Consider the following 25,619-nt stretch of genomic DNA (forward strand, 5'->3'; position numbering starts at 1 on the left):
AACGGGCGACGGATACGACTTACTTGACTTCGACGCTCGCACCAGCGGCTTCGAGATCCTTCTTGTACTTCTCGGCGTCTTCCTTCGACACGGCTTCCTTCAGCACGCCGCCGGCCTCGGTGAGGTCCTTGGCTTCCTTCAGGCCCAGGCCGGTGATGGCGCGGACAGCCTTGATGACGTCGACCTTCTTGGCACCGGCGTCCTTCAGGACGATGGTGAACTCGGTCTGCTCTTCGACCGGGGCGGCAACGGCGGCCGGACCAGCAGCGGCGACCGGGGCGGCGGCGGAGACGCCGAACTTCTCTTCGATGGCCTTGACCAGCTCCATCACTTCCATCAGGGTCTTGCCGGCAATGGCGTCGACGATCTGTTCGTTGGAAAGGGACATTGTGTTTACCTTTGGAAATTATCTGGGATTAGGGTTCGTAGAACCGTAAAGACGTCGAACTCAGGCTTCAGCCGGGGCTTCGGCAACGGCTTCCGCCGGTGCGTCGCCACCACCCTGCTGATCGGCCACGGCCTTGACGGCGCGGGCGAACATCGTGGCGGGCTCGGCCAGCACGCGGGCCAACATGGCCAGCGCCTGATCGCGGGTCGGCAGCGAAGCCAGGACTTCCACATGGCTGGCCGGATACAGCTGGCCACCCACGGAGACGACCTTCGGCTGCAGCTTGTCGTTACCCTTGGCGAATTCCTTGATCAGGCGACCGGCAGCGCCGGGCTCCTCGGTCGAAAACGCATACAGCAGCGGACCGACGAGCTTGTCCTGGACAACCTCGAACTCGGTACCGGCGATGGCACGCACGGCCAGGGTGTTCTTGACGACTTTCAAGAACACGCCGGTCTCGCGGGCCTTCTTGCGCATCGCGGTCATCTGGGTGACCGTGGTGCCTGCGTATTCGGCAGCGACCAGGGAGTGCGCCTTGGCGGCGACGTCTGCCAGTTCGGCGACTACTTCTTGCTTCTGGGACAGATTGAGAGCCATACACTCCTCACTAATTGACTCCGCTTGCGGCTCCTGCCGCTCGCGGTCCTGGACGGCATCCATCCTGGATGCCGGGGACTTGCGGTCCCGTCGGTGGCCTGTCTGACTGGCGGCCTTGCGGCCAGCACCAGAAAACTTCCAGAAGGCGGCACCATCTGCGCAGGCACACTCCCTTGCGGAGGCGTATTAAGCGATCCCGCTAGTCACGACGGCGATTCCCTGCCAACACGAGCCTCCCTGCCCGTCGTCGTCACGCGCTGACCGCACCTGCGGTCTTTGACGGCTGTCGCTTACGCCGGGATCCGGCTTGGGCGACTGCCCTCAAAATGCTATGCGCCCTGCCCCGCGTCGCGAGACAGGGATAATGCGATTACTTCAGGGACAGCGAGGACTGGTCCACGGCAACGCCGGGGCCCATGGTCGAGCTGACCGAGATCTTCTGCAGGTACTGACCCTTGGACGTGGCCGGCTTGGCCTTCACCAGGTCGACCAGCAGCGCCTGCAGGTTCGACTTCAGCGCTTCGTCGTCGAAGCTGGCCTTGCCGATGGTGCAGTGGATGATGCCGGCCTTGTCGGTGCGGTAGCGCACCTGGCCCGACTTGGCGTTCTTGACTGCCTCGGCCGGGTTCGGCGACACGGTGCCGACCTTCGGGTTCGGCATCAGGCCACGCGGGCCCAGCACCGTACCCAGCTTGCCGACGACGCGCATCGCGTCCGGCGTGGCGATTACCACGTCGTAGTTGATGTCGCCGGCCAGCATCTTCTCGGCCAGGTCGTCCATGCCGACGGCTTCGGCGCCCGCGGCAACGGCTTCGTCAGCCTTGGCGCCGGCCGGGGCGAACACCGCCACGCGGACCGACTTGCCGGTACCGGCGGGCAGCACGGTGGAGCCGCGCACCTGCTGGTCGGACTTCTTGGCGTCCACGCCAAGGCGGACGGCCACGTCGACGGACTCGACGAACTTGGACTTGACCGCGGTCTTGACGATCTTCAGGGCCTCGTCAATGGCGTACGCCTTGCCGGGGGTCACGGCGGCCAGGATGGCCTTCTGTCGCTTGTTCTGTGCCATCTCTTAACCCTCTACCGTCAGGCCCATGGAGCGGGCGGAACCCGCGATCGTACGCACCGCTGCGTCCAGGTCGGCCGCGGTCAGGTCGGGCTCTTTCGCCTTGGCGATGTCCTCGAGCTGCTTGCGGGTGACCTTGCCCACCTTCTCGGTGTTCGGGCGCTTGGAGCCGGACGTGATGCCGACGGCCTTCTTCAGCAGGATCGACGCCGGCGGCGTCTTCGTGATGAAGGTGAAGGTACGGTCGGAGTAGGCCGTGATGACCACCGGAATCGGCAGGCCCGGCTCCAGCTTCTGCGTGGCCGCGTTGAACGCCTTGCAGAATTCCATGATGTTCAGGCCGCGCTGACCCAGCGCTGGACCGACCGGCGGCGAGGGATTGGCCTGACCGGCCTTCACCTGCAGCTTGATGTAACCGACAACTTTCTTTGCCATGTGAGTACTCTCCGGGTGCTAGCGCCTGTGAAGGCTCCCCATCGGACCGGGAAAATCACGCGTCCCGGCATCGCGTTTTCTCGAACGCACCAATGGCCACCCGAAGGCGGCCATGGCTCCTGCCCGGCATCGCCGTCAGGGAGCCGCGCACTATATCAGAGTTTTGAGGGGCCGGCCAAATGCGCCGGCCCGACAGGATCAGGCCTTTTCGACCTGCCCGAATTCCAGTTCCACCGGCGTGGAGCGGCCGAAGATCAGCACGGCAACGCGCAGGCGGCTCTTCTCGTAGTTGACCTCTTCGACCACGCCATTGAAGTCGTTGAACGGACCTTCGGTGACGCGAACCATTTCGCCCGGCTCGAACAACACCTTGGGCTTGGGCTTCTCGACGCCCTCCTGGACGCGGTCGAGGATGGCTGCCGCCTCCTCGTCGCGGATCGGCAATGGGCGGTCGGCCGTGCCACCAATGAAGCCGAGCACCTTGGAAGTGTCCTTCACGAGATGCCAGCTTTCGCTGTCCATGCGCGGAATGCCGCCTTCGTCATGGGTCTCGATCTGGACCAGCACGTAGCCGGGGAAGAACTTGCGCTCGGAACGGCGCTTCTGGCCGGAGCGCATTTCCACGACCTCTTCGGTCGGGACGAGCACGTCGCCGAACTTCTCCTGCATGGCGTCGCGGACGATGCGGTCGCGCAGGGCCTGGGCCACCGACTTCTCGAAGCCCGAATACGCATGGACCACATACCAACGCTTCACTGCGGCACTCTCCTCAACGACCAAAATTCAGGAACAGCTCGATCGCCTTCTGGATGCCGAAATCGAAGGCCGCCAGGATCAGGCTGAGAATGATCACCACGATCACGACCACCCACGTCGTGCGGGTCGCCTCTTCGCGGGTCGGCCATACGACCTTGCGCAGCTCGAAGCGGGATTCGATCAGGAAGTCGCGCGTATCGCGACCCTTGCCGGTCTGCAGGAACACCAGCGCACCCAGCACCAGGCCCGCGACCACCGCAAGCGCGCGCAGCGGCGTCGCCCACTGGCCATTGAACCACCACCACGCGACCAGACCACCCACGACCAGCGCCAGCGCCAGTACGTACTTGGCGACGTCGCCCGCGGAGGTGGCGGCTTTGGATTGTTCGACCTTGCTGTTCAAGTCAGTTGTCGCTCTTTGCTTTGGGGAGTGCCGGGGACCCGGACTCCGCGGGGAAGGAAGTGGCACGCCAGGAGGGACTCGAACCCCCAACCTGCGGTTTTGGAGACCGCTGCTCTGCCAATTGAGCTACTGGCGTATCGATTTGCTACAACCTTCCCTTAGACGGCGAAGGCGGACCGAGGTTCCGGTCCGCCCTTGTCGCTGTCCGGCGAACCCGTCGCCGGGACCGCAGGGGCTTACTTCAGGATCTTGGCCACCACACCGGCGCCGACCGTACGGCCACCTTCGCGGATCGCGAAGCGCAGGCCATCGTCCATCGCCACCGGGTTGATCAGGGTGACCACCATCTTGATGTTGTCGCCCGGCATCACCATTTCCACGCCTTCCGGCAGGGTCACGGCACCCGTGATGTCGGTGGTGCGGAAGTAGAACTGCGGACGGTAGCCCTTGAAGAACGGGGTGTGGCGACCGCCTTCGTCCTTGCTCAGCACATAGACTTCGGCTTCGAACTCGGTGTGCGGGGTGATCGAACCCGGCTTGGCCAGCACCTGGCCACGCTCCACGTCGTCACGCTTGGTGCCGCGCAGCAGCAGACCTGCGTTGTCGCCCGCCTGACCCTGGTCCAGCAGCTTGCGGAACATTTCCACGCCCGTGACCGTGGTCTTCTGGGTCGGACGAATACCGACGATTTCGATTTCCTCGCCCACCTTGATCACGCCGCGCTCGATACGACCGGTCACCACGGTGCCGCGGCCCGAGATCGAGAACACGTCTTCCACCGGCATCAGGAACGGCTTGTCGACGTCACGCTCCGGGGTCGGGATCCAGCTGTCCAGTGCATCGACCAGCTTCAGGATCGCCGGCACGCCGATCTCGCTCTGGTCGCCTTCCAGCGCCAGGCGGGCCGAGCCCGAGATGATCGGGGTGTCGTCGCCCGGGAACTCGTACTTGCTCAGCAGTTCGCGGACTTCCATCTCCACCAGTTCCAGCAGCTCGGCGTCGTCCACCATGTCGGCCTTGTTCAGGAACACGACGATGTACGGCACACCGACCTGACGCGAGAGCAGGATGTGCTCACGGGTCTGCGGCATCGGGCCGTCAGCGGCCGAGCACACCAGGATCGCGCCGTCCATCTGGGCGGCACCGGTGATCATGTTCTTCACGTAGTCGGCGTGACCCGGGCAATCCACGTGCGCGTAGTGGCGGTTGGCGGATTCATATTCCACGTGTGCCGTCGAGATCGTGATGCCGCGCGCCTTCTCTTCCGGCGCCGCGTCGATCGCGTCATAGGCCTTGAACTCGCCACCGAAACGCTCCGCGCCGATCTTCGTCAGCGCCGCCGTCAGCGTCGTCTTGCCGTGGTCAACGTGACCAATCGTGCCCACGTTCACGTGGGGCTTGGTGCGTTCGAACTTACCCTTTGCCATGGCTGCTGGTTCTCGAGTCAATCAATGGATGGAAGTGGTGCTCACGAAAGGAATCGAACCTTCGACCTCCTCCTTACCAAGGAGGTGCTCTACCGACTGAGCTACGTGAGCGTGAAACCGGTGGTGCCGCCCGGATTGTTGCAGATCCTGCGCTGGCGTTCAGTGGAGCGGGAGACGGGAATCGAACCCGCGCTAGTAGCTTGGAAGGCTACAGTTCTACCATTGAACTACTCCCGCACTGGGAGACCACAACAACTCGAAACAACAACGAAAACTGGTGGAGGGAGGTGGATTCGAACCACCGAAGGCGTAAGCCAGCAGATTTACAGTCTGCCCCCGTTGGCCGCTTGGGTATCCCTCCGGGATCACCGGAGTGACTGGGCTGGAGGGCCAAATCAAACCAGGGTGAAACAGCCCGAGATTTTGGCGGGTGCCGGCGCGTCTGTCAACGCGCCCGACACACTTTTTTCTCAGACGTTGAAGCGGAAATGCAGGACATCGCCTTCCTGCACGCGATATTCCTTGCCCTCCAGCCGCAGCCGGCCGGCATCGCGGGCGCCGGACTCGCCCTTGTACTTGAGGTAGTCATCGAACGCGATGGTTTCGGCGCGGATGAAGCCCTTCTCGAAATCGGTATGGATCACGGCAGCGGCTTGCGGGGCGGTGGAGCCGGCCCTCACCGTCCAGGCGCGGACTTCCTTCACACCCGCGGTGAAATAGGTCTGCAGGCCCAGCAGGGTGTACGCCGCCCGGATGACCCGGTTCAGGCCCGGCTCGTCCAGACCCAGGTCGGTCAGGAAGGTGTCGCGGTCAGCGTCGTCAAGCTGGGACAGCTCTTCCTCGATGGCGGCCGACACCGGCACCACCTGCGCACCCTCGGCCACGGCACGGGCACGGACGGCCTCCAGGTGCGGGTTGTTCTCGAACCCGTCCTCGAGCACGTTGGCGACGTACATCACCGGCTTCAGCGTCAGCAGGAACAGGTCGCGGACCAGCGCCCTCTCCTCATCATCCAGACCCAGCGCGCGACCCGGCTTGCCGTCGTTGAGGCCCGCCTGCAGCTTCTGCAGCACGGGTTTGCGGGCGATGGCGTCCTTCTCGCCCGCCTTGGCAGAACGCTCGGCACGGTTCAGCGCCTTTTCAACGCTCTCCAGATCGGCCAGCGCCAGTTCGGTATCGATGGTGTCGATGTCCGACAGCGGATCGATCCGGTTGTTGACGTGGATGACGTCGTCGTTCTCGAAGCAGCGCACCACGTGGGTGATCGCGTCCACTTCGCGGATGTGGGCAAGGAACTTGTTGCCAAGGCCCTCGCCGCTGGCGGCGCCCGCCACCAGGCCGGCGATGTCGACGAATTCCACCGCCGTCGGGATGACCTTCTGCGGCTTGACGATTTCGGCCAGCTGGTTGAGGCGCAGGTCGGGCACCGGCACCACGCCCACGTTCGGCTCGATGGTGCAGAACGGGAAATTGGCCGCGGCGATGCCCGCCTTGGTCAGCGCGTTGAACAGGGTGGATTTGCCGACGTTCGGCAGACCCACGATGCCGCATTTGATGCCCATGGAAACTCCGGGTAACTCTCGAGATTCGGGAGTGGGGACTCGGCGTCGCGAATCCCCACTCCCGAATCACGGCTTGGCCGTGTGCAGCCGTTTCATTGTCTCGTTGATGTCGCCCTGCACTGCCAGTGGCAGCACATCGATCGCATCATCGATCGCACGCGCGATCAGGACCTCGTCATCCTTGCCCGGCTTGCCCAGCACCCAGCCCGTCACTCGATCCTTGTGCCCGGGATGGCCGATGCCGATGCGCAACCGATGGAACTTGCCGTGCCCGAGGTGCTGGATGGTGTCGCGCAGGCCGTTCTGGCCGCCATGACCACCATCGAACTTCAATCGCGCCGCGCCCGGCGCCAGATCGAGCTCGTCGTGCGCCAGCAACGCTTCTTCCGGCGCGATCTTCCAGAAACGCAGCGCAGCCGCCACCGATTTGCCGCTCAGGTTCATGTAGGTCGCCGGCTTCAACAGCCAGACCGGCTGGCCCGCCACCACGACCTTCACCGTCTCACCGAACAACTTGCTGTCCAGCCCGAAACGCTCACCCTGCCGTTCCGCCAGGGCGTCGACAAAATGGAACCCGGCGTTGTGCCGGGTTCGGGCATGTTCGGCACCGGGATTGCCCAGTCCGACGATGAGGCGCAAGCCTGCCATGGGGACGCATCGCACACCCTCGCCCGCCGGAGCGGGCGAAGGCTCATGCGATTACTTGTCGTCCTTCTTGGCGACCTTCGAAGCCGGCACGTCGGCCGACTCGGCCGGGGCTTCTTCGGCCTCTTCCTTGCCGTGCTTGGCGATCACGACGGCAACGTCGTGTTCCTTGCCCAGCTTCAGCTCGGGGATGACCACGCCGGCCGGCAGCTTGACGTCGGACAGGTGGATCACCGCGCCGATGGCCAGGTCGGCCAGGTCGATCTCGATGAATTCCGGCAGGTCCTTCGGCAGGCACTCGACGACGACTTCGTTCAGTTCGTGGGTGACCACGACTTCGGCGGACTTGCCGGCCGGCGACTTGTCTTCGTTGAGGAAGTGCAGCGGCACCGCGGTGCGCAGCGTCTCGTTCTCGTTCACGCGCTGGAAGTCCAGGTGCATGATCTGCTGCTTGAACGGATGGCGCTGCATGTCACGCAGCAGCACCTTCTGGATGTCGCCGTTGAGGCTCAGGTCCAGGATCGACGAGTAGAACCAGTCGTGCTGGGAAGCCAGCCAGACTTCGTTGTGGTTCAGCTGGATGCTGACCGGCTTCAGTTCGCCACCGTAAACGATGGCAGGCACGGTGCCCGCGTGACGGAGGCGGCGGCTCGCACCCTTACCCTCGTCTTCGCGGCGCTCGACCTTGATTTCATGCGTCTTAGCCATTTTCTTCACTACCTAGGTTGTTGGACCGCCCTGCGGCGATCTGATGGAAGGTTCACCCGCGACCAGATGAACCCGGAGAGCCGCACGCCGATGTGCCGGCGCGCAGCGGAGACTCAATCCACGTACAGCGAACTGACCGACTCGCCGAAGGCGATGCGGCGGATCGTTTCCGCCAGCAGTTCCGCCACCGACAGCTGGCGGATCTTGCTGCAACCCTGCGCCTGCGGCGAGAGCGGGATGGTGTCGGTGACGACGAGTTCGTCCAACACCGAGTTGTTCAAGTTGTCCACTGCCGGGCCCGACAGCACGGGGTGGGTGCAGTACGCCGCCACCTTGTTGGCGCCATGCTGCTTCAGCGCGGCCGCCGCGGCGCAGAGCGTGCCGGCGGTGTCGACGATGTCGTCCACCAGTACGCAGTCCTTGCCTTCCACGTCGCCGATGATGTTCATCACCGTGGCGACGTTGGCGCGCGGACGGCGCTTGTCGATGATCGCCAGGTCGGCGTCGTCGAGGCGCTTCGCGACCGCGCGCGCGCGCACCACGCCACCCACGTCCGGCGACACCACCAGCAGGTTCTCGGTACCGTAGGCGCGCCAGATGTCGGCGAGCAGCAGCGGCGACGCGTACACGTTGTCTACCGGAATATCGAAGAAGCCCTGGATCTGGTCGGCGTGCAAATCGACCGTCAGCACGCGGTCCGCACTGACGGCGCCGAACATCTTCGCCGCCACCTTCGCCGTGATCGGCACGCGCGAGGAGCGCATGCGGCGATCCTGGCGGGCGTAGCCGAAGTACGGCACCACCGCGGTGACGCTGCTGGCCGATGCGCGCTTCAGCGCGTCGATCAGGACCAGCAGCTCCACCAGGTTCTCGGCGCTCGGCGCGCAGGTCGGCTGCACGACGAACACCTCCTGCCGGCGCACGTTCTCCTGGATCTCGACCTGGACCTCACCGTCGGAGAACCGGGACACGAGCGCCTTGCCCGGCCGCACGCCCAGCTCGCGGCAGATGCTGTTCGCCAACGGCTTATTGGCATTGCCGGAGAAGACAAGCAGGTGGCGTTCGTCTTGCATGGGTCGTCTCGGCAGGCGCAGCTTGGAGCGTATGAATTGGCAGGGGCGGAAGGATTCGAACCTACGAATGCCGGGATCAAAACCCGGTGCCTTAACCACTTGGCGACGCCCCTAGGCGTTTTTCTCCGTCCCGCGAACCTGCGCCAGCGCATCCAGCAGCGGCGAGCGCGCCGCGCCCTCCACCACCCAGGCATGAAGCCCGGCAGGCAGTGACGCCAGCGCGACCTCGGCAGAGGTCCGGTCGGCGAACTCCACGAAGCAGCCGCCGCCGGAACCTGTCAAACGTGGCGTACCGATGTGCGACAGGGCCTGGAAGACCGCCTCGATGGCAGGCTCCCGGCGACGCACCACCGGCTCGAACGCGTTGCCGAGCAGTGATCCCGAAACGAAGTCGGATATTTTCGCGGGTGCAGCATCACGCGTCAAATCCTGCGATGCAAAAAGGACTGCCGTGGGCACGTGGACCCCGGGATCGACCAGCAAATACCAGGCCGTCGGCAGCGCCAGCGGCGCCAGGATCTCGCCTACCCCCTCGGCCCACGCATTCTCACCGCGCACGAAGACCGGGACATCGGCACCCAACCTCAAGCCCAGGGACGCCAGCCGGTCAGAACCCAGATCGCAGCCCCAGAGCCGATCCAAAGCGACCAGCACGGTGGCGGCATCCGAGGATCCGCCGCCGAAGCCGCCACCCGCAGGAATGCACTTTTCGACTGCGATATCGACCCCTTGGCCGATATTGGCTTCTTTTTTCAGCAACATGGCCGCCCGGACCACCAAGTCGTCAGCCTCCGCGACACCCGGAACGGACTCGCCCACGCGCCGGACCTCGCCATCCTCACGAAGTCGCAGGTAGACGGTGTCCCCCCACTCCAGCAGGCGGAACACGGTCTGCAGCAGGTGATAGCCATCGGCACGACGTCCGACGATCTGCAGGGTCAGGTTGAGCTTGGCCGGCGCCGGCCAGGCCGACCAGCCCTCCGCCGCGGGGAATGCGCTCACTGCGGCGCCAGTTGCCACTGGTCGACGGCGACCTTCACCGTCGCCCCCTGGCGGCGCGCCTCCATGCGGCGCGGCATGACCGGCTGGGCACCCTCGGCCGGGAACCAGTCCAGATAGTTCACCCGCCATCCCTGCTGGGTCAGGCTCCGCAGTCGGCCATCGGCGGCGTACTCCGTACCGTCCACGGCGGCAGAGGGATCGGCGACGCCGCGGGCCCAGTGCACCATCGAGGCGACCGGAATGTCCCAGCCGGTGGCCTCGCGCAGCAGGCGATCCGCATCGACGCCTTCGCGTGGCCCGCCCTCCAGCCCGTCCAGGCGGGCCGCCCGGGTCTGCAGGTCGCCGCCCAGGCGCCAGCTCTGCCGGGTGACCGGCGCGCTCAGCGCGACCAGATAGCCCGTGCCCGTCTGCTGCCAGTCGATGCGACCACTGCCGCCCTTCCCGTTCGCATTGACCGCCACCCGGCCAGCGAACGACCAGTCCGGCTGCGACGCCAGCCATGCTGCGCGGGTGGCCTGCGCCGCCTGTGCCGCCGCCAGCGCCTCGGGGTCGCGCAGGACGGGTGAATCCAGGGACGTGCCGCGCGTGGCGCAGCCCGCCATCGACAGGGCCGCGAGCCCCGCCAGCAGGAATCCTGAAACCTTCATGCGCCTGTCTTCTCCAGCGCCCGCAGCAGCGAGCGGTTGTCAGGGTCAAGCTTGCGCGCTTCGTCGAAATACCGGCGCGCCTCGTCCTTCTGGCCCATTACCCACAGCACTTCAGCGACATGGGCAGCGATCTCGGGGTCCTTCTGCAGCGTGAACGCACGCCGCAGTTCGACCAATGCTTCCGCGTTGCGGCCGAGCCGATACAGCACCCAGCCGTAGCTGTCGATGATGGCGGCGTCGTCCGGCACCGCCGTACGCGCACGATCGATCAGTTCCAGCGCTTCCTGGTAGCGCGTGGTGCGGTCTGCGAGCGTGTAGCCCAGTGCATTGAGCGCGGCCACGTTGTCAGGCTCGATCACCAGCACGCGACGGAAATCCGCCTCCGCATGATCGATGCGGTCGCGCCGCTCCCACGCCAGGCCACGCGAATACAGCAGCGCCAGGTCATCCGGGTAGGCGGCCAGTCCGCGCGCGAAGACTTCCAGTTCGCCCTCATCCTGTTCGTCCTGCTGCCGCAGTTCGGCCTCCATCAGGTAAGCGTCACGGCGCGTACCATCCTCGACGCTGGCGTCTCCCTGCAGTGCACGCGCTTCGGCGAACGCTTCCTCCTTGCGCTTCAGGTCAAACAGGGTCTTGAGCGCGCGCAGGCGGGCCTCGGCGCGCTGGTCGCCCGCGGGCACGCTGCGATACCACGTCAGCGCCTCATCGCGACGCTCGAGGAACTCGGCCATCTGTCCGAGCAGCAGACGGCGATCCGGGCTGTACTGGGTTGGCTGGTCCGCGCCCGCCTGCTTGAGCTCTTCGTACAGCGCATTCAAGGCCGCCTTGTCATCCGCCTTGGCCAGCAGCTGCGCGCGCAGGCCATACGTCAGCGTGTCCTGTGGTCCCTGCCCCAGAGCGCGGGATGCCGCCGCGGGATCGCCGAGCCGGTTGTACTCCTCGGCCAGCTTGAGCCTCAGGGCGGCATCGGTCGCCGCCTTGGGCAGTAGGCCATCCAGCACCGTGCGTGCTTCCTGCTTGCGGTCCGCCTGCTGCAGCTGGCTCGCCTGCAGCAAGGCCACCAGCGGCTCACCGGAGAAGCGTTTCACCACGTCGCCGACCATGCGTTCGGCCAGGGCAGGCTCTTCCAGCTGCTGGGCCAAGCCGGTAAAGGCCAGCCAGGGCTGCAACTTGTCGGGGATGGCGCCTTCATCCACGAGCTCCCGCAGCAGCCGTGGCGCCAGCGCCGGATCCTTGCCGCCGCTGCCCAGGGCCGTCAGCGCGTAGCGCCAGCCCAGGTCGCCGGATTCCTTCATCAGCGCCGCCAATTCGCGGCGCGCGACACGCGCCTGCCCCTGACGCATCGCCAAGGTGGCTTCCGCACCCCGCATAGCCAGCGTTCGCGGCGAACGCGCCCGCCACAGTTTCAATGCCTCTGCGGCGCGGGCATCGTCTTTGGACAACAGCGCGATGCGCGTGGCGCGCTCGGCCAATCCGGCATCGTCGTCGCGCTTCGCCGCATCCAGGTACCAGCGTGCTGCGTCCGGCAACTGGCCTGCCTGCAGGGCGAATTCGCCTGCCATGACCGTGGTCAGCGCATCGTCCGGCTTGCCGGCGGCGGGCGCCGTCGTGGCGGCGTTCGCGGACGGCCATACGGCGGCAAGGGCGAGCGCGGCAACCCAGCTGCGAATCATTTCGGGCATGAACGTCACGTCGGCCGTAAAATGGCGGCCCTGATATGAGCCAGCAGCTTACTGCAAGCGCCTGAACGATGACGTTGTGGGTCCTCGGATTGAACCACCAGACCGCGCCGGTCGACCTGCGCGAACGCGTGGCGTTCGACGCCGGCACGGTGCCGCATGCGTTGTCGTCGCTGCGCGCGCTGCCCGACGTGGTCGAGGCCGCGCTGCTGTCGACCTGCAACCGCACCGAGCTGTACGCGGTGGCCGAGGACGGCGACGTGCTGGCGAGCTGGCTGGCTACCCATGCCGAGGGCCTCGAGGGCTATCTGTACCGCCATCGTGATGCGGACGCCGTCCGCCACCTGTTCCGCGTCGCTACCGGGCTGGACTCGATGGTGCTGGGTGAGCCGCAGATCCTCGGCCAGGTGAAGGATGCCTGGGCCACGGCCCGCGAGCACGGCGCGCTGGGCAACCGCCTCGACCGCCTGTTCCAGCAGACCTTCGCCGTCGCCAAACGCGCACGCACCGATACGCGCGTCGGCGCGAACCCGGTCTCCGTCGCTTCCACCGCGGTGCGCCTGGCGCAGAACTCCTTCGCCCGCCTCAGCGATTCCACCGTGCTGCTGGTCGGTGCCGGCGAAACCATCGAACTGGCGGCCAAGCACCTGAGCGAAGGCAAGGTGCGCCGGCTGCTGATCGCCAACCGCACGCTGGCGCACGCGCAGGAACTGGCGAGCCGCCATGGCGGCTACGCGCTGCCGCTGGCCGAACTGGAGCGCCACCTGGCCGAAGCCGACGTGGTGTTCTCCGCCACCGCCGCGCGCGAACCGGTGGTGCTGCATGCGCAGGTCGCCGCCGCGCTGGCCAAACGCAGGCACAAGCCGATGCTGCTGTTCGACCTGGCGGTGCCGCGCGACATCGAGGCGTCCGTCGCCGACCTGCGCGACGCCTACCTCTATACCGTCGACGACCTGGAGCGCGCGGTCGAAGACAACCGTCGCGGTCGGCGCGAAGCCGCCGATGCCGCGGAAGCCATCATCGACGTGCAGGTCGGTCGTTTCATGGAGAACCTGCAGGCCGGCTCGCGCCAGGAACCGCTCAAACGCCTGCGTGCGCTCGGCGAATCCACCCGCGAAGACGTGCTGGCACGTGCGCGCCAGCAACTGGCCAATGGCCGCGAACCGGAGCAGGTGCTCGAATTCCTCGCCCACACGCTGACCAACCGCCTGTTGCATCCACCCACCGCGGCGCTGCGCGAGGCGGCAATGACGGGCGATGCCGACCTGGCACGGGCGGCCGACCGCCTGTTTCCCGCGCAGCCGCCCTACTCCCATCTGAAGAAAGACGATGACGCCGACGCTGCGCCGTAAGCTCGAAGCGTTGGCCGAGCGCCGGGAAGAACTGGAACGCCTGCTCGCCGATCCCGGTGTGATCGGCGACGGCGACCGTTTCCGCAGTTTCTCGCGGGAGTTCTCCCAATTGGAGCCCGTCGCCACCGCGATGGCGGAGGAAAAGCGCGCGCAAGCCGACCTGGCCGCCGCGCAGGCGATGCGCGACGACCCGGAACTGGCCGAGCTGGCGGACGAGGAGATCACCGCCGCCCAGCAGCGCCTCGCGCAGCTGGACGACGAACTGATGCTGTTGCTGCTGCCCAAGGACAACCGCGACGAAGGCAACCTGTTCCTCGAAGTGCGCGCCGGCACCGGCGGCGACGAAGCCGCGATCTTCGCCGGCGACCTGTTTCGCATGTATGCGCGTTTTGCGGAACGCCAGGGCTGGAAGGTCGAGATCGAATCCGACAGCCCCGGCGAGCATGGCGGCTACAAGGAAGTCGTGGCGCGCGTCGTCGGTCGCGGTGCCTATTCCAAGCTCAAGTTCGAATCGGGCACCCACCGCGTGCAGCGCGTGCCGGAAACCGAATCGCAGGGCCGCATCCACACCTCGGCGGCGACGGTCGCGATCATTCCCGACGTGGATGAAGTGGATGACATCGTCATCAACCCGGCCGACCTGAGGGTGGACACGTTCCGTTCGTCGGGCGCGGGCGGCCAGCACGTCAACAAGACCGAATCGGCGATCCGCATCACCCATGTGCCGAGTGGCGTGGTGGTGGAATGCCAGACCGAGCGCAGCCAGCACGCCAACCGCGACAAGGCGATGAAGCGGCTGAAGGCGCAGCTGCTCGATGCCGAACGCAGCAAGCAGCAGGCGGCGCAGGCGGAAACACGCAAGCTGCAGGTCGGCAGTGGCGACCGCAGCCAGCGCATCCGCACCTACAACTTCCCGCAGGGCCGCATCACCGACCACCGCGTCGACGGCCTCACGCTGTACGACCTGCCCAACATCATCCAGGGCAACCTGGACGAACTGATCGACCGCCTCGGCCGCGAACATTTGGCCGATGAACTGGCACGCTTGACGGAGGCCGCATGAGCATCGAGATCCGACGCGCCGGGAACGGCGACCTTGATCTGATCGCGCCGTTGTTCGACCTGTATCGCGTCTTCTACGGCAAGCCGTCGGACCCCGCACTCGCGCGCGACTTCATCGAAGCCCGCCTCGGGCGCGACGAGTCGGTGATCCTGCTCGCGTCCGTCGATGGTACGGTAGCCGGCTTTACCCAGCTTTTTCCCGGCTTCTCGTCGGTCAGCGCCACCCGCACGTGGATCCTCAACGACCTGCTGGTGCTACCGGTGGCACGACGCCGCGGCGTCGCCCGCGCCCTGCTGACGGCGGCTGCCGATTTTGCCCGCGCGGACGGTGCGCTGCGGCTGGAACTGGAAACCGACCACGACAACGCCACCGCGCAGGCGCTGTACCGCGGTATGGGCTGGGTGCCGTACGACGGCACGCTGCGCTTCCGCCTCCCGTTGCGATGACGGCGCCGCCCGGCATGTCGAGCGAGCGTGATCGCCTGCGCCATGCCGTCGCGCAGCAGCCGCAGGATTTCATCGCATGGGTGATGCTGTCGGATGCCGAGCTCGATCATGGCGATGCCGATGCCGGATTGCGCGCCGCCCAGCGCGCGCTGACGCTCCGGCCCGGTCATCCGGAAGCCCTTGCACGGCTCGGCCGCAGCCATTGGTTGTCTGGCCGGCACGTGCAGGCGGCGCAGGCGCTGACCGAAGCCGCCGCACAGGCGCCGCAGCATCCCGGCATCGCGCTGTGGCTGGGCCATGCGCTGGAAGACGCCGGCGAAGCCGAAGCCGCCGCGCAAGCTTACGAACACGCGTACCGGCTGGTGCCAGGCGAACCGATGTTCGCCGCCCATCTGCTGAACTGGCGCCGCAAGCTCTGCGACTGGCGTGACCTGGACGCACTGTCGGCGCAGGTGCGACGCGCCGTGCGCGACGGGACCGGTGTCGTCGAGCCGTTCGCCTTCCTCAGCGAAGAAGCCGACGCGCAGGAACAGCTCGCCTGTGCGCGCCAGCGTGCGCAGGCGCTGGCCGCGGTGATCCGACCGTTGCCGCCTGCCTCGCCGGCGCAGGCCGACGCGCCGCTGCGCCTGGGCTTCCTGTCCAACGGCTTCGGCGCGCATCCGACCGGCCTGCTGACCGTAGCGTTCTTCGAAGCGTTGCAGGCTCATGCTCCCGTGGCCGCGCACCTGTTCGCCCTCACGCCCGACGACGGCAGCCCCATCCGGCAGCGGCTAGCGTCTGCTACGCAGCTGCACGACCTCTCCGGGCAGCCGCATGCGCGCGTCGCGCAGGCGATCCGCGGCCAGCGCATCGACGTGCTGTACGACCTGCGCGGCTGGGGCGGCGGCGGCACCCCGGAAGTGCTGGCGATGCGGCCCGCGCCGGTGCAGGTGAACTGGCTGGCCTACCCCGGCACCTCCGGTGCGCCGTGGATCGACTACGTACTGGCCGATCGTTTCACCCTGCCCGACACACTGGCGCCGTCGTACAGCGAAGCCGTCGCCTGGCTGCCCGGCGCGTTCCAGCCCTCGGACACGCGACGCGCGGTCGACACGCCGCCCTCGCGCGCGGAATGCGGCCTTCCCGATACCGGCATGGTCTATGCCTGCTTCAACAACAGCTACAAATTGAATCCGTGCAGCATGACGCGGATGTTCGACGTGCTCCTCCAGGTCAATGGCAGCGTGCTGTGGCTGCTGTCCGGACCGGGTCGCGCCGACGAACGCCTGCGCGCAGCGGCGCAAGCGCACGGTGTGGATCCGGCGCGGCTGGTGTTCATGCGCAAGCTGCCGCATGCGGAGTACATGGCGCGCTACCGGCACGTCGACCTGTTCCTCGACACGCAGCCCTACAACGCGCACACCACCGCTTCCGATGCGCTGTGGGCGGGCGCGGCGGTGCTGACCTGTCCGGGCACCACGTTCGCTGCGCGCGTCGCCGGCAGCCTCAACCACCATCTGGGCCTGGACGACATGAACATGGCCGACGACGACGCCTTCGTCGCCGCCGCCATCCGACTGGGCCGCGATGCCGACGCGCGCATGGCCTTGCGTGCGCGCCTGCAGGCGGCGATCGCGAGCGCACCGCTGTTCGACATGCCCCGGTTCGCGGAGGGCTTCATCGACGTGGCCCGACGCATGGCTGACCGGCACCGCAAGGGCCTGCCGCCCGCGTCGCTCGGCTGACCCGCGATTGCGCTACCCTGCGGGCATGAGCCATGCCGACGTCTTGATCCCGTTGCACCTCTGCGTACTGACCGTGTCGGACAGCCGCACGCTCGCCGAGGACCGCTCGGGCGATTACCTCGTCGAGGCGCTCGCACAGGACGGCCACCACCTGCACGACCGCGCGCTGCTGCCCGACGACCGTTATCGCCTGCGCGCGCAGGTCTCGCAGTGGATCGCCGATCCCGCCGTCGACGGCATCCTCGTCACCGGCGGCACCGGCTTCACCGGCCGCGATTCCACGCCCGAAGCGCTGATACCGCTGCTGGACAAGGAAATGCCCGGCTTCGGCGAACTGTTCCGGCATGTCAGCGTCGACGAGATCGGCACGTCATCGCTGCAGTCGCGTGCGTTCGCCGGCCTGGCCAACCAGACCTTCATTTTCTGCCTGCCGGGCTCCACCTCGGCCTGCCGCACGGCGTGGGACAAGATCATCCGCGCCCAGCTCGATGCCCGCACGCGCCCCTGCAACCTGGCGACGCTGCGTCCCCGCTTGAAGGAATGAGCCAGGAGCGTTTGCGATGTCCCTCGATGCCACCCTCCGATTGCTCGCCAAGGCCAGTGGCCTGACCGCCGCCGACCTCGCCGCCGCCATCCCGCGCGCCGGCGTATCCACGGTGAAGTCCTGGCTCGCCGGCGACAAGTTGCCCGGCGGCGAACAGCTCACCGCGCTCGCGCGCGCATTCGGCGTACCGGCCGGTGCGCTGCTGTCGGAACTGGCGACGACGCTGGACCCTGCGCGCACGCAGGGCGAGCACGATCTGCTCGCGGCGTACCGAGCGCTCAACACCCGCCAGCAGGGCGCGCTGCTGGAAGTCGCCCGCAGCATGGCCGGACAGCCACGCCGCAAACGCTGATCCCCTTCCCCCCGCACAGGACCCGCGATGAAACCCCTCAAGCGCAAGGATTACGAAGCCCGCCTCAAGCCGCTGCAACTGGAACTCGCGGCGATGGCGCGCTGGGCATCGCACTGCGGTGCCCGCATCGTGCTGGTGATGGAAGGCCGCGACACCGCCGGCAAGGGCGGTGCGATCGGGGCGATCACCGAACACCTCAACCCGCGCCAGTGCCGCGTGGTGGCCCTGCCAAAACCGAGCGAGCGTGAAGCGACGCAGTGGTATTTCCAGCGCTACATCTCGCACCTGCCGGCGGCAGGCGAGATCGTGCTGTTCGACCGCAGCTGGTACAACCGCGCCGGCGTCGAGAAGGTCATGGGCTACTGCAGCGACGACCAGTACACGCGCTTCCTGCAGCAGGCACCGGTGTTCGAGCGCGGCATCACCGACGACGGCATCCTGCTGTTCAAGTACTGGCTGTGCGTGGACCAGGCGCAGCAGGAAGAGCGCTTCGCCGAGCGCGCGAAAGAACCGCTGAAGAGCTGGAAGCTGTCGCCGATCGATCTCAAGGCACGCGAGAAGTACGCCGAATACACCGCCGCGCGCGAAGCCATGCTCAAGGCCACGCATACCGCGGATGCGCCGTGGACGCTGGTGGATTTCAACGACCAGCGCGCCGGGCGCCTGACCCTGATCCGCGACCTGCTGGACCGCCTGCCGGATACGCAGGTGCCGCTGGAGCCGCTGGGCCTGCCGCCGCTGAAGGTCAAACTGCACAAGGAACGCTACGGCGTCGTGAAGCCGATCAAGCCGCCGCGCGGCGGCTGAGCGATGCGCCTGCCGCTCATGGCCACCCTGTGGCTGGTCGCCGCGCCGGCGATGGCGCAGGACGCCACGCCGCCCGAGGGTACGTCCGCCACCACGATGGACACGCTCGTCGTCCGGCCGGATCCGGAGGAAGTGCTGGATCTCTATCGCTTCGAGAACCCGATCGAGGTCGAGCCCTCGGCCTTCGGCAACCGTTGGAAGGAACCGACCAGCCTGGAGCAGTTGGGCAAGAATGGCGGCATCGTCCCCGTCCTGGTCGGCCTCGCCGCACAACAGGTGCAGAAAGGCGTGCGCAAGATCCCCGGGTGGAAGGAACCGAGGCAGGCGGTGGTCGCGCGTTCGCCGCCCCTGGATGAGGAACAGGCCGCACGCGCGGTGCGCCTGCACGACGCAGGCCAGCCACGCTAGCGCATCACCCGGTGACGAAGCCCTCGTTCACCGGCCCCGTCCATGCCTCGCGCACGACCGAGTCGACCTGCGCCGCGGCGGGTCCTTCATGAAGCCACGCCTGCAGTGCATCGAGCGCGGCGGCATCGCCCTCGGCGATCACGTCGACACGGCCATCCGGCAGGTTGGTGGCACGGCCGGACAATCCGAGATCCATCGCGCGCTCGCGCGTCGAGGCACGGAAGAACACGCCCTGCACCTTGCCGCTGACGAGGAAATGCGCCGCCGCCATCAGGCTTTTGCGGCTGGACCGCCTGCGGCGGCGATGACGGCCTCGATCTCCTTGCCCGTCACCGGGCCGAGGAACTGTTTGGCGACCTTGCCATCCGGCGCGATCAGGTAGGTCAGCGGCAGTCCGCGCGGCGTGGCGAAATCGGCGGGCGGGTTGTAGACATCGAGGATGGCGATCGGATACACGACCGGCCGTTCTGCCAGGAAGGCCTTCAGTTCGTCGGCCTCGATTTCCTCGTACGCCAGCCCGATCACTTCGATGTGGTCGTTGTCCCTGTCCAGCGCGGACAGGTCCGGCATTTCCTTCAGGCAGGGCGCGCACCACGTCGCCCAGAAGTTCACCACCACCCACTTCCCCCGCCGGTCGGCCAGCGCGTAGTCGGCGCCGTCCAGCGTCTTCACCTGCAGCGTCGGCACCGCGACGGTGCGATCCGCTGCCTTCTGGGTCGCGGGGTCCACCGCCTGCACGTGCGCCTCGATCGCGGGCGACGCCGCTTCCGACGGCGACGAACCGGCATTGCAGGCCGCCAGCAACAACACGGTGGCCAGCGACAGGGAGGAAACGGACTTCATGCAGGCTCCTGGTTGGATTCGACGAACAGGTCGCTGACGCGCTTTTTCAACAGTTCGCGCAACGGCACGCGCAGGTCGTCGAGCGCGATGCGCGCGGCGCGGCCCAGCGCATCGTCATGGAAAGGCAGGTGCGCTTCCGCCACGGGAATGCGCAGCTGGCAGGCTTCGTACAGGTCGCACAGCGTCAGGTCGTCCAGATCGCGCGACAGCAGCCACTCGCCTTCCTCGTCGCGACGCAGCAGGTTGATCTCGGACAGCTGGCCCAGCATCTGCTGGATCAGCGAATCGGTCAGCATTGGCTCCATCGCCAGGATCTGGTCGCTGTGCAGGCCGCGTCCCTGCGCCCGCGCCTGCGAGAAGCGGCCCAGCATGCGCAGCAGGCCGTAGATCTCGTAGCCCAGCGGCAACCGCAGCGCGATGGGCTGGTAACGGAACGCCGCCATGCCCGATGCAAGCGATGCGCCGAGCAGTACGGCCACCCAGCACAGGAAGATCCACAGCAGCAGGATCGGCGCCGCCGCCACCGCGCCGTAGATCTTCTCGTAGGTGTTGAAGCTGCCCAGGTAGAGGCCGAGGCCCCACTTCGCCAGCTCCAGCAGCACGGTCGCCAGCAAGGCACCCGCCACCGCGTAGCGCCACTTGATGGTCCGGTGTGGCACCACGCGGTAGATCACCACGATGGCCGCGAGCTGGATCAGCACCGGTGCCACGCTCAACGACAGCGCCTGCAGCCATTTGCCGCCGCTGGTCGCGAACACCGGCAGCGCATAGAAGCGCGCGGAGAGTGCCAACGATGCCGCCGCCATCAGCGCACCCAGCGTCAGCACGGTCCAGTAGACGAGGAAGCGCGACAGCTTGGGCCGTGCGCTGCGCACGCGCCAGATGCGGTTGAACGTGGCCTCGATGCTGTTGAGCGTGATCAGCAGCGACACCATCAGCGCGATCACGCCCACCGCGGTCAGCTTGCCGGTGTTGGCGAGGAAGCCGTCCAGCTTTTCCTTCAGGCTCACGGCCGCGCCGGGCAGGAAGTTGGCGAAGATGTAGTCGCGCAACGACGCGCTCCACTCCTGGAACACCGGGAACGCGGACAGCACGCCGAACACCACCATCGCCAGCGGCACCAGCGCGAACAGGGTGGTGTAGGCCAGCGAGCCGGCGGCCTGGAACAGGCGGTCGTCGAAGAAGCGCTTGGCCAGGAAACGGAAGAACGTGCCCATGCGTGCGCGGTCGCGCATGCGTTCGGTCCAGCGGTTCAACGAGTCCAATGGCTCCATGGGCGGAAGGGTAACCGATGCGTCACGGGACCGACATCGCCGATACTAGGGGCCTTCCACGCAATGAAGATGGCCCGATGCCCGAGATCCTGGTGCTCTACTACAGCCGCGGCGGGTCCGTGGCGCGGCTCGCACGGCAGATCGCGCGCGGCGTGGGCGAAGTGGATGGCATGTCCGCGCGCCTGCGCACGGTGCCGCCCGTCGCCGCAGTGACCCAGCAGGCCGCGCCGCCAGTGCCGGAGGACGGCGCGCCGTACGTGGACCGGCAGGACCTGGCCGAATGCAGCGGCCTGATCCTCGGCAGCCCCACCCGTTTCGGCAACATGGCCGCACCGGTCAAGCACTTCATCGATGGCCTGGGTGCGGAATGGGCCAGCGGCACGCTGGTCGGCAAGCCGGCAGCGGTGTTCACCTCCACCGCCACGCAGCATGGCGGGCAGGAATCCACCCTGCTGTCGATGCAGGTGCCGCTGCTGCACCACGGCTGCGTGATCGTCGGCATTCCCTTCACCGAACCGCAGCTCAGCACCACGCGCACCGGTGGCACGCCGTACGGCGCCAGCCACGTGGCCGGGGGCGAAGACGATCCGCAGCCCAGCGACGAGGAAGCCGCACTCGCCCGCGCGCTCGGTCGTCGCGTGGCCGACATCGCCCGCCGCCTGGAGCCGCGCTGATGGACCGCTCGCGCCTGCTGCTCGCCGGCCTGCTGCAACTGCTGGCCATCCTGTACGCCGCGTGGTTCTACGGCGACCGCCAGTACACCCTCGCGCTGCTGGTCTTCAGCCTGCCACCGATCGTGCTGATGATCGGCGTGATGGCGCGGCGGCGCACGGCGGCGTTCTGGGCCGGCGTGCTGGCGCTGTTCTGGTTTTCGCACGCGGTGATGGTGGCGTGGGCCGATCCGGTGAAGGCGAAGTTCGCCTGGGCCGGCATCGTGCTGTCCATCGGCATCGTGCTGGCGACCAGCTGGCCCGCCTTCGCCAAGCGGTTCGGCAAGAAGCCGTGAAGCGCTTCGCGCTCGTACTGTTGCTCGGCCTGCTGTCGCCGTACGCGTCGGCCGAAGAAGCGACCTGCGAGCCGCAGGACGCCGTCCGCGCGGAGAACCGCGACGGCAGCGTGCTGACCGTACAGACCGACTGCGCCACGCCCGCGCTGCGGCGTTATGTCGCCACGCTCACCTGCGAAGGTGGACGCACGTGCGATCGGCTGGAGGTCACGCAGGAGGTCGTCTACAACACCATGGGGCGTGCCCAGCTGGTGGACCTCGACCAGGACGGCATGCACGAGGTCGAGATCCGCGGCATGTGCGGCGCGGGGCCGAACTGCGAAGGCGAGGTCTACCGGATCGATCCCGGCACGATGACGTTGCGCCACTTCTTCAGCGGCGGCTATTACGAATTGCAGGTCATCGACGGCTGGCTGGTGGAAGCCGGACGCAGCAGCTGCTGCAGCTGGGAGTTCCACCTGTGGCAGCTGGATGCACCGCACGCGCTGCCGCTGGAGTACGACACCATGGACCTGATGGTGCAGGTCAGCGCCAGTGGCGATGCCGACACCGTCGACGGCGTGGTGTGCACGTTCCTGCGCCAAAGCGGCGATAATTCGCAGGTGGTGGCCCCGCCTTCGCGCGCGCTGGAACGGATCTGCGAGCACTACGGCGAGGCCTACGAGCTGACTTCCCCCGATACAACGCCAGGCGCGCCGTGAGCGCCGGCAGGAGCCTTGAGATGGACGAGCTGCTGATCGTCACCACCGGTGGCACGATCGACAAGATCTACTTCGACGACAAGTCCGATTACCAGATCGGCGATCCGCAGATCGGCATGATCCTGCGCGAGCTGGGGGTGACGTTCCGTTTCACGGTCATCCCGATCCTGCGCAAGGATTCGCTGCACATCACCGACGAGGACCGCGAGCTGGTCCGCGCGACCATCGCCGCGCAGCCGACGAAGCACGTGCTGGTGACGCACGGCACCGACAGCATGGTGCAGACCGGCCACGTGCTGGCGGCCATCCCGGACAAGACCATCGTGATGACGGGTGCGCTCAGCCCAGCCCGCTTCCGCGGCTCGGACGCCGAGTTCAACATCGGCTGCGCCATCGGTGCCGTGCAGTCGCTGCCCACCGGCGTGTACATCGCCATGAACGGACGGATCTGGGATCCGGCGAAGGTCAGGAAGAACGTGGCAGAAAATCGGTTCGAAGCGGTGTGAGGCACACGCTTCCTGGCTCCAGTAACGACAAGGCCCGCTGATGCGGGCCTTGTGCTTTATGAAGCAGGGAATTGGTATCTGACCCCTATTCCATGGAAAGGAATCAGGCGGGCGAGATCGATTGCCCGGCTTCGCGGAAGCTGGCACACCGACCTTTCCGTTCGCGTGTCCATACGAGTCGTCCGCGCAGAAAATGCTGAAATCGATGTGGATCACGCATCGCCTTTACATAGACGTGGTGAATAACACATCGGCAGGCTCGATCCTCTCCAGCCCGCATGTCATCGCGGTGGGTCGATCTCTGGGACGGCGCCAGAGTATGGCACCACCCCATGACCATCAGAGCTCCCTGGATATCCGCAAGGAAGGAATGTGGACGTGTTCGACCGCCGCCATGCACTTCGCTGCACGGTCGTCCGGAGCAATGAACTTCGTCCTGTCGATGAACAGACGTCGTAGACGCGTCTTCCCTTCGAGGAATCGCCAGTCCTGGACCGGAGCACACGAATCGATGACCAACTCCTCGACGTCTTCGGGAATGCTCTGATAGTCGAAGACGTTTTTTCCGACGAAGGACATATCCATGCATCTCACCGAGCCAAGCCGCGGCAGTTCGACCAGATCCCTGGCACGACCCAAGCTCAGAATATCAAGCGACAACACCTCAGCGCCAACCTCCAAGCGATTTCCCGTATAGCTCATCAGCTTGAACACCTTGAGCTGAGAAGGCCGATCTGATTGGGATCGCAGAATTCCCTGCTGGAGAGCGATGCGAGCCCCGACATCGCCATCCTTGCAAGGCCTCTAGGCGCCGTAGATCAGGGAGCAGCACGCCGCATCCTCGAACTCAAGCTAACGCTACCCGCTAGACCGGCTCGAAGCGTTCCAACGCCATGTTCACCTCGGCAGGCAGAAAGATATCGACATTGAATGGCGCGGAGTCCGATGCCGCGACGACGATCCCCTCGCCGGATTCGCTCTGGAGCAACACGCCCGCCAGGACGCGCGCGCGGACCGCCGCCTGATCGGACGCCGGTCCCCGCCCTGCGAAATGGGTATACGGATCAGACCCGATCGTCGGCCCCTGCGCGCCCCGCACTGTCCATTCGACTCTCCAGAGTGGCGTCGCTTTCTGGATGACGAAGGGGCGAGCCAGCGAGCGCCAGGGGCACTCCACTGGCTCGCCGCGGCGCACACCGATCGGGAAGACCTCAAACCGGAAACCGGCCGAACGCTCCCCGGTGGTGAAGAGGAACGGCGCACCCACGGACGTGCGCAAGGCGATGACCAGATGCCAGTAGCCCTCATGCTGGGCGTAGGCGTCTATCGTCGCTCCGGGCAAGGCGGAGAGATCGAGGTCGGCGGCGAACTCGGTCAATGGCACGTGCATGTCCGCTCAGGGCTCCCCGCCATCGGCGTGCCGAGCACGGTACAAGACTAGTCCGGCGGGGCGCCAGCCGCGTTGAATCGGACCGTTACCCCGGCCCGCTTTCGCGGCTCGGACGCGGCGTTCAACATCGGCTACGCCATCGGCGCGGTGCAGCACCGTAGGTTAGGGTGAGCGAAGCGATGCCCAACATCGTCTCGTGGGCGAGCCCCAACTTACCTCTTAGCGCTGAGACCTGTATCTGGCCGCACGGTACTGACCCCTGTCACCGGCACGCGATCCGCTCGGATCGACGTTGGCGCAGATGACGCTCCCGCAGATCACCGCATCTGAAGCATAGAACGCCTGGACGACCGGTACGGCATCTTCATAGCGCTGAAGCTCCTCTTTCGTGGCCGCCAGCTCGCGCCGGTAGTAGCCGAGCACCGTCCACGCGACGAAGAGGATCAGCACCAGAATCACCATTGCGGTACCGAACCACGTCCACACCAGTCTCCCTGCCCCGTGCAGCCGCGCGGACGTCGCGGACACCGCATGACTGTACTCTGTCGTGACAGGCCGCACCGCCTCTCGGGCATCCTCCGCGACCCGCGTACCGGCGCCCTCCACGATGGCAGCGACATCACGCCGGAACTGGCCGACTTCCTGCCGAAGCGACTGCACCTGTTCCGCGATCGCCGCGCTCATGCGCGCCTCGCGCTGCACCATCTCGGCGCGCAGCATCATCAGGACTTTGATTGCTTCCGCCGAAGTAGCAGCTGATGCTGCATTGACGTCTTCCATGACACCTCCTTGTAATCGACAGCCTTGCGCGCATC

32 protein-coding genes and 5 tRNA genes are annotated in these 25,619 nt (G+C 66.6%); 12 read left to right on the forward strand and 25 right to left on the reverse strand.

Annotated elements, in window-relative coordinates; genetic code table 11:
• Positions 1 to 19: 19 nt before the first annotated feature.
• The 19 genes from rplL to AX730_RS04355 all read right to left on the reverse strand — a co-directional run bounded on the left by rplL (position 20) and on the right by AX730_RS04355 (position 12,391).
• Positions 20 to 388: a 50S ribosomal protein L7/L12 gene (gene rplL, locus AX730_RS04265; RefSeq protein ID WP_062352447.1), complete on the reverse strand. Its 369-nt coding sequence runs from the start codon at positions 386 to 388 to the stop codon at positions 20 to 22.
• 60 nt (positions 389 to 448) lie between these two features.
• Entirely contained in the window at positions 449 to 985 is a 537-nt protein-coding gene (gene rplJ, locus AX730_RS04270; RefSeq protein ID WP_062352450.1) for a 50S ribosomal protein L10, read from the reverse strand.
• 370 nt (positions 986 to 1,355) lie between these two features.
• Positions 1,356 to 2,054: a 50S ribosomal protein L1 gene (rplA, locus tag AX730_RS04275; RefSeq protein WP_062352453.1), complete on the reverse strand. Its 699-nt coding sequence runs from the start codon at positions 2,052 to 2,054 to the stop codon at positions 1,356 to 1,358.
• A gap of 3 nt (positions 2,055 to 2,057) precedes the next feature.
• Positions 2,058 to 2,486: a 50S ribosomal protein L11 gene (rplK, locus tag AX730_RS04280; protein WP_055945202.1), complete on the reverse strand. Its 429-nt coding sequence runs from the start codon at positions 2,484 to 2,486 to the stop codon at positions 2,058 to 2,060.
• 198 nt (positions 2,487 to 2,684) lie between these two features.
• Positions 2,685 to 3,242, reverse strand: coding sequence for a transcription termination/antitermination protein NusG (gene nusG / locus AX730_RS04285; protein ID WP_062352731.1), 558 nt, complete (start codon positions 3,240 to 3,242; stop codon positions 2,685 to 2,687).
• A 13-nt stretch (positions 3,243 to 3,255) separates the two neighbouring features.
• A complete protein-coding gene (gene secE, locus AX730_RS04290; RefSeq protein WP_062352456.1) occupies positions 3,256 to 3,645 on the reverse strand; it encodes a preprotein translocase subunit SecE in 390 nt (129 codons plus the stop codon).
• A 60-nt stretch (positions 3,646 to 3,705) separates the two neighbouring features.
• Positions 3,706 to 3,781, reverse strand: a tRNA-Trp gene (locus tag AX730_RS04295).
• Between the two features lie 100 nt (positions 3,782 to 3,881).
• On the reverse strand, positions 3,882 to 5,072 hold the full coding sequence (gene tuf, locus AX730_RS04300; protein WP_062352460.1) for an elongation factor Tu: 1,191 nt from the start codon (positions 5,070 to 5,072) through the stop codon (positions 3,882 to 3,884).
• A gap of 35 nt (positions 5,073 to 5,107) precedes the next feature.
• Positions 5,108 to 5,183: transfer RNA gene (locus AX730_RS04305), tRNA-Thr, on the reverse strand.
• Between the two features lie 52 nt (positions 5,184 to 5,235).
• Positions 5,236 to 5,309: transfer RNA gene (locus AX730_RS04310), tRNA-Gly, on the reverse strand.
• A gap of 38 nt (positions 5,310 to 5,347) precedes the next feature.
• Positions 5,348 to 5,433: transfer RNA gene (locus tag AX730_RS04315), tRNA-Tyr, on the reverse strand.
• A 109-nt stretch (positions 5,434 to 5,542) separates the two neighbouring features.
• Complete coding sequence (gene ychF / locus AX730_RS04320) at positions 5,543 to 6,634, reverse strand: redox-regulated ATPase YchF (protein WP_062352463.1); 1,092 nt, start codon at positions 6,632 to 6,634, stop codon at positions 5,543 to 5,545.
• Positions 6,635 to 6,700: 66 nt separating this feature from the next.
• Complete coding sequence (pth, locus tag AX730_RS04325; protein WP_062352465.1) at positions 6,701 to 7,282, reverse strand: aminoacyl-tRNA hydrolase; 582 nt, start codon at positions 7,280 to 7,282, stop codon at positions 6,701 to 6,703.
• A gap of 51 nt (positions 7,283 to 7,333) precedes the next feature.
• Positions 7,334 to 7,987, reverse strand: a complete 654-nt coding sequence (locus AX730_RS04330) for a 50S ribosomal protein L25/general stress protein Ctc (protein WP_062352468.1) — start codon at positions 7,985 to 7,987, stop codon at positions 7,334 to 7,336.
• 113 nt (positions 7,988 to 8,100) lie between these two features.
• The gene (locus AX730_RS04335) at positions 8,101 to 9,060 is read right to left on the reverse strand and encodes a ribose-phosphate diphosphokinase (protein WP_062352471.1); all 960 of its coding nucleotides are present in this window, start codon (positions 9,058 to 9,060) and stop codon (positions 8,101 to 8,103) included.
• Between the two features lie 37 nt (positions 9,061 to 9,097).
• A tRNA-Gln gene (locus AX730_RS04340) sits at positions 9,098 to 9,173 on the reverse strand.
• The gene (gene ispE / locus AX730_RS04345) at positions 9,172 to 10,062 is read right to left on the reverse strand and encodes a 4-(cytidine 5'-diphospho)-2-C-methyl-D-erythritol kinase (protein ID WP_062352475.1); all 891 of its coding nucleotides are present in this window, start codon (positions 10,060 to 10,062) and stop codon (positions 9,172 to 9,174) included. The genes AX730_RS04340 and ispE overlap by 2 nt, the downstream gene beginning before the upstream one ends.
• Positions 10,059 to 10,709 (reverse strand): lipoprotein insertase outer membrane protein LolB, encoded by a 651-nt coding sequence (lolB, locus tag AX730_RS04350; protein WP_062352478.1) that lies wholly within the window; start codon positions 10,707 to 10,709, stop codon positions 10,059 to 10,061. Before lolB ends, ispE begins: the two co-directional genes overlap by 4 nt.
• Positions 10,706 to 12,391: a tetratricopeptide repeat protein gene (locus tag AX730_RS04355; RefSeq protein ID WP_062352481.1), complete on the reverse strand. Its 1,686-nt coding sequence runs from the start codon at positions 12,389 to 12,391 to the stop codon at positions 10,706 to 10,708. Before AX730_RS04355 ends, lolB begins: the two co-directional genes overlap by 4 nt.
• A 68-nt stretch (positions 12,392 to 12,459) precedes the next feature.
• On the opposite strand from AX730_RS04355, the gene hemA reads away from it, so the two are divergent.
• The 8 genes from hemA to AX730_RS04395 are packed head-to-tail and all read left to right on the forward strand — an operon-like array spanning position 12,460 to position 19,084.
• Entirely contained in the window at positions 12,460 to 13,740 is a 1,281-nt protein-coding gene (gene hemA / locus AX730_RS04360; protein ID WP_062352484.1) for a glutamyl-tRNA reductase, read from the forward strand.
• Complete coding sequence (prfA, locus tag AX730_RS04365) at positions 13,718 to 14,803, forward strand: peptide chain release factor 1 (RefSeq protein ID WP_062352487.1); 1,086 nt, start codon at positions 13,718 to 13,720, stop codon at positions 14,801 to 14,803. The genes hemA and prfA overlap by 23 nt, the downstream gene beginning before the upstream one ends.
• On the forward strand, positions 14,800 to 15,249 hold the full coding sequence (locus AX730_RS04370; RefSeq protein WP_062352489.1) for a GNAT family N-acetyltransferase: 450 nt from the start codon (positions 14,800 to 14,802) through the stop codon (positions 15,247 to 15,249). The genes prfA and AX730_RS04370 overlap by 4 nt, the downstream gene beginning before the upstream one ends.
• Complete coding sequence (locus tag AX730_RS04375; protein ID WP_062352492.1) at positions 15,246 to 16,973, forward strand: O-linked N-acetylglucosamine transferase, SPINDLY family protein; 1,728 nt, start codon at positions 15,246 to 15,248, stop codon at positions 16,971 to 16,973. Before AX730_RS04370 ends, AX730_RS04375 begins: the two co-directional genes overlap by 4 nt.
• A gap of 25 nt (positions 16,974 to 16,998) precedes the next feature.
• Positions 16,999 to 17,517 carry a molybdenum cofactor biosynthesis protein B gene (gene moaB / locus AX730_RS04380; RefSeq protein ID WP_062352495.1) on the forward strand — a complete coding sequence of 173 codons (519 nt, stop codon included), beginning with the start codon at positions 16,999 to 17,001 and terminating at the stop codon, positions 17,515 to 17,517.
• Positions 17,518 to 17,533: 16 nt separating this feature from the next.
• Positions 17,534 to 17,869 carry a helix-turn-helix domain-containing protein gene (locus AX730_RS04385; RefSeq protein WP_062352498.1) on the forward strand — a complete coding sequence of 112 codons (336 nt, stop codon included), beginning with the start codon at positions 17,534 to 17,536 and terminating at the stop codon, positions 17,867 to 17,869.
• Between the two features lie 27 nt (positions 17,870 to 17,896).
• A complete protein-coding gene (ppk2, locus tag AX730_RS04390) occupies positions 17,897 to 18,676 on the forward strand; it encodes a polyphosphate kinase 2 (RefSeq protein WP_062352501.1) in 780 nt (259 codons plus the stop codon).
• A 3-nt stretch (positions 18,677 to 18,679) separates the two neighbouring features.
• A complete protein-coding gene (locus AX730_RS04395) occupies positions 18,680 to 19,084 on the forward strand; it encodes a hypothetical protein (protein WP_062352504.1) in 405 nt (134 codons plus the stop codon).
• A 4-nt stretch (positions 19,085 to 19,088) separates the two neighbouring features.
• On the opposite strand, the gene AX730_RS04400 is transcribed toward AX730_RS04395, so the two are convergent.
• Genes AX730_RS04400 through AX730_RS04410 form a run of 3 tightly spaced genes read right to left on the reverse strand, consistent with a single transcriptional unit; the run spans position 19,089 to position 21,201 of the window.
• Positions 19,089 to 19,355, reverse strand: a complete 267-nt coding sequence (locus AX730_RS04400; RefSeq protein ID WP_062352506.1) for an acylphosphatase — start codon at positions 19,353 to 19,355, stop codon at positions 19,089 to 19,091.
• Entirely contained in the window at positions 19,355 to 19,927 is a 573-nt protein-coding gene (locus AX730_RS04405) for a TlpA family protein disulfide reductase (RefSeq protein ID WP_062352509.1), read from the reverse strand. Before AX730_RS04405 ends, AX730_RS04400 begins: the two co-directional genes overlap by 1 nt.
• A complete protein-coding gene (locus AX730_RS04410) occupies positions 19,924 to 21,201 on the reverse strand; it encodes a YihY family inner membrane protein (protein ID WP_062352512.1) in 1,278 nt (425 codons plus the stop codon). The genes AX730_RS04405 and AX730_RS04410 overlap by 4 nt, the downstream gene beginning before the upstream one ends.
• Before the next feature lie 77 nt (positions 21,202 to 21,278).
• Between AX730_RS04410 and wrbA the strand changes: the two genes are divergently transcribed.
• Genes wrbA through AX730_RS04430 form a run of 4 tightly spaced genes read left to right on the forward strand, consistent with a single transcriptional unit; the run spans position 21,279 to position 23,414 of the window.
• Entirely contained in the window at positions 21,279 to 21,875 is a 597-nt protein-coding gene (wrbA, locus tag AX730_RS04415; RefSeq protein WP_062352515.1) for an NAD(P)H:quinone oxidoreductase, read from the forward strand.
• A complete protein-coding gene (locus AX730_RS04420; protein ID WP_062352518.1) occupies positions 21,875 to 22,207 on the forward strand; it encodes a DUF2069 domain-containing protein in 333 nt (110 codons plus the stop codon). Before wrbA ends, AX730_RS04420 begins: the two co-directional genes overlap by 1 nt.
• Entirely contained in the window at positions 22,204 to 22,908 is a 705-nt protein-coding gene (locus tag AX730_RS04425) for a hypothetical protein (protein ID WP_062352521.1), read from the forward strand. Before AX730_RS04420 ends, AX730_RS04425 begins: the two co-directional genes overlap by 4 nt.
• A gap of 20 nt (positions 22,909 to 22,928) precedes the next feature.
• Positions 22,929 to 23,414 (forward strand): asparaginase domain-containing protein, encoded by a 486-nt coding sequence (locus AX730_RS04430; RefSeq protein ID WP_062352524.1) that lies wholly within the window; start codon positions 22,929 to 22,931, stop codon positions 23,412 to 23,414.
• Between the two features lie 339 nt (positions 23,415 to 23,753).
• Here AX730_RS04430 and AX730_RS04435 read toward each other — a convergent pair whose 3' ends face one another.
• The 3 genes from AX730_RS04435 to AX730_RS19340 form a co-directional block, all read right to left on the reverse strand.
• The gene (locus AX730_RS04435; protein ID WP_157074093.1) at positions 23,754 to 24,116 is read right to left on the reverse strand and encodes a hypothetical protein; all 363 of its coding nucleotides are present in this window, start codon (positions 24,114 to 24,116) and stop codon (positions 23,754 to 23,756) included.
• Between the two features lie 163 nt (positions 24,117 to 24,279).
• Entirely contained in the window at positions 24,280 to 24,792 is a 513-nt protein-coding gene (locus AX730_RS04440; RefSeq protein WP_157074094.1) for a hypothetical protein, read from the reverse strand.
• 231 nt (positions 24,793 to 25,023) lie between these two features.
• Positions 25,024 to 25,584, reverse strand: a complete 561-nt coding sequence (locus AX730_RS19340) for a hypothetical protein (protein ID WP_232310176.1) — start codon at positions 25,582 to 25,584, stop codon at positions 25,024 to 25,026.
• Positions 25,585 to 25,619 lie beyond the last annotated feature (35 nt).

The sequence above is a fragment of the Pseudoxanthomonas mexicana genome (genome assembly GCF_001556105.1).
In the GTDB taxonomy this organism is placed as follows: Bacteria; Pseudomonadota; Gammaproteobacteria; order Xanthomonadales; family Xanthomonadaceae; genus Pseudoxanthomonas_A; species Pseudoxanthomonas_A mexicana_A.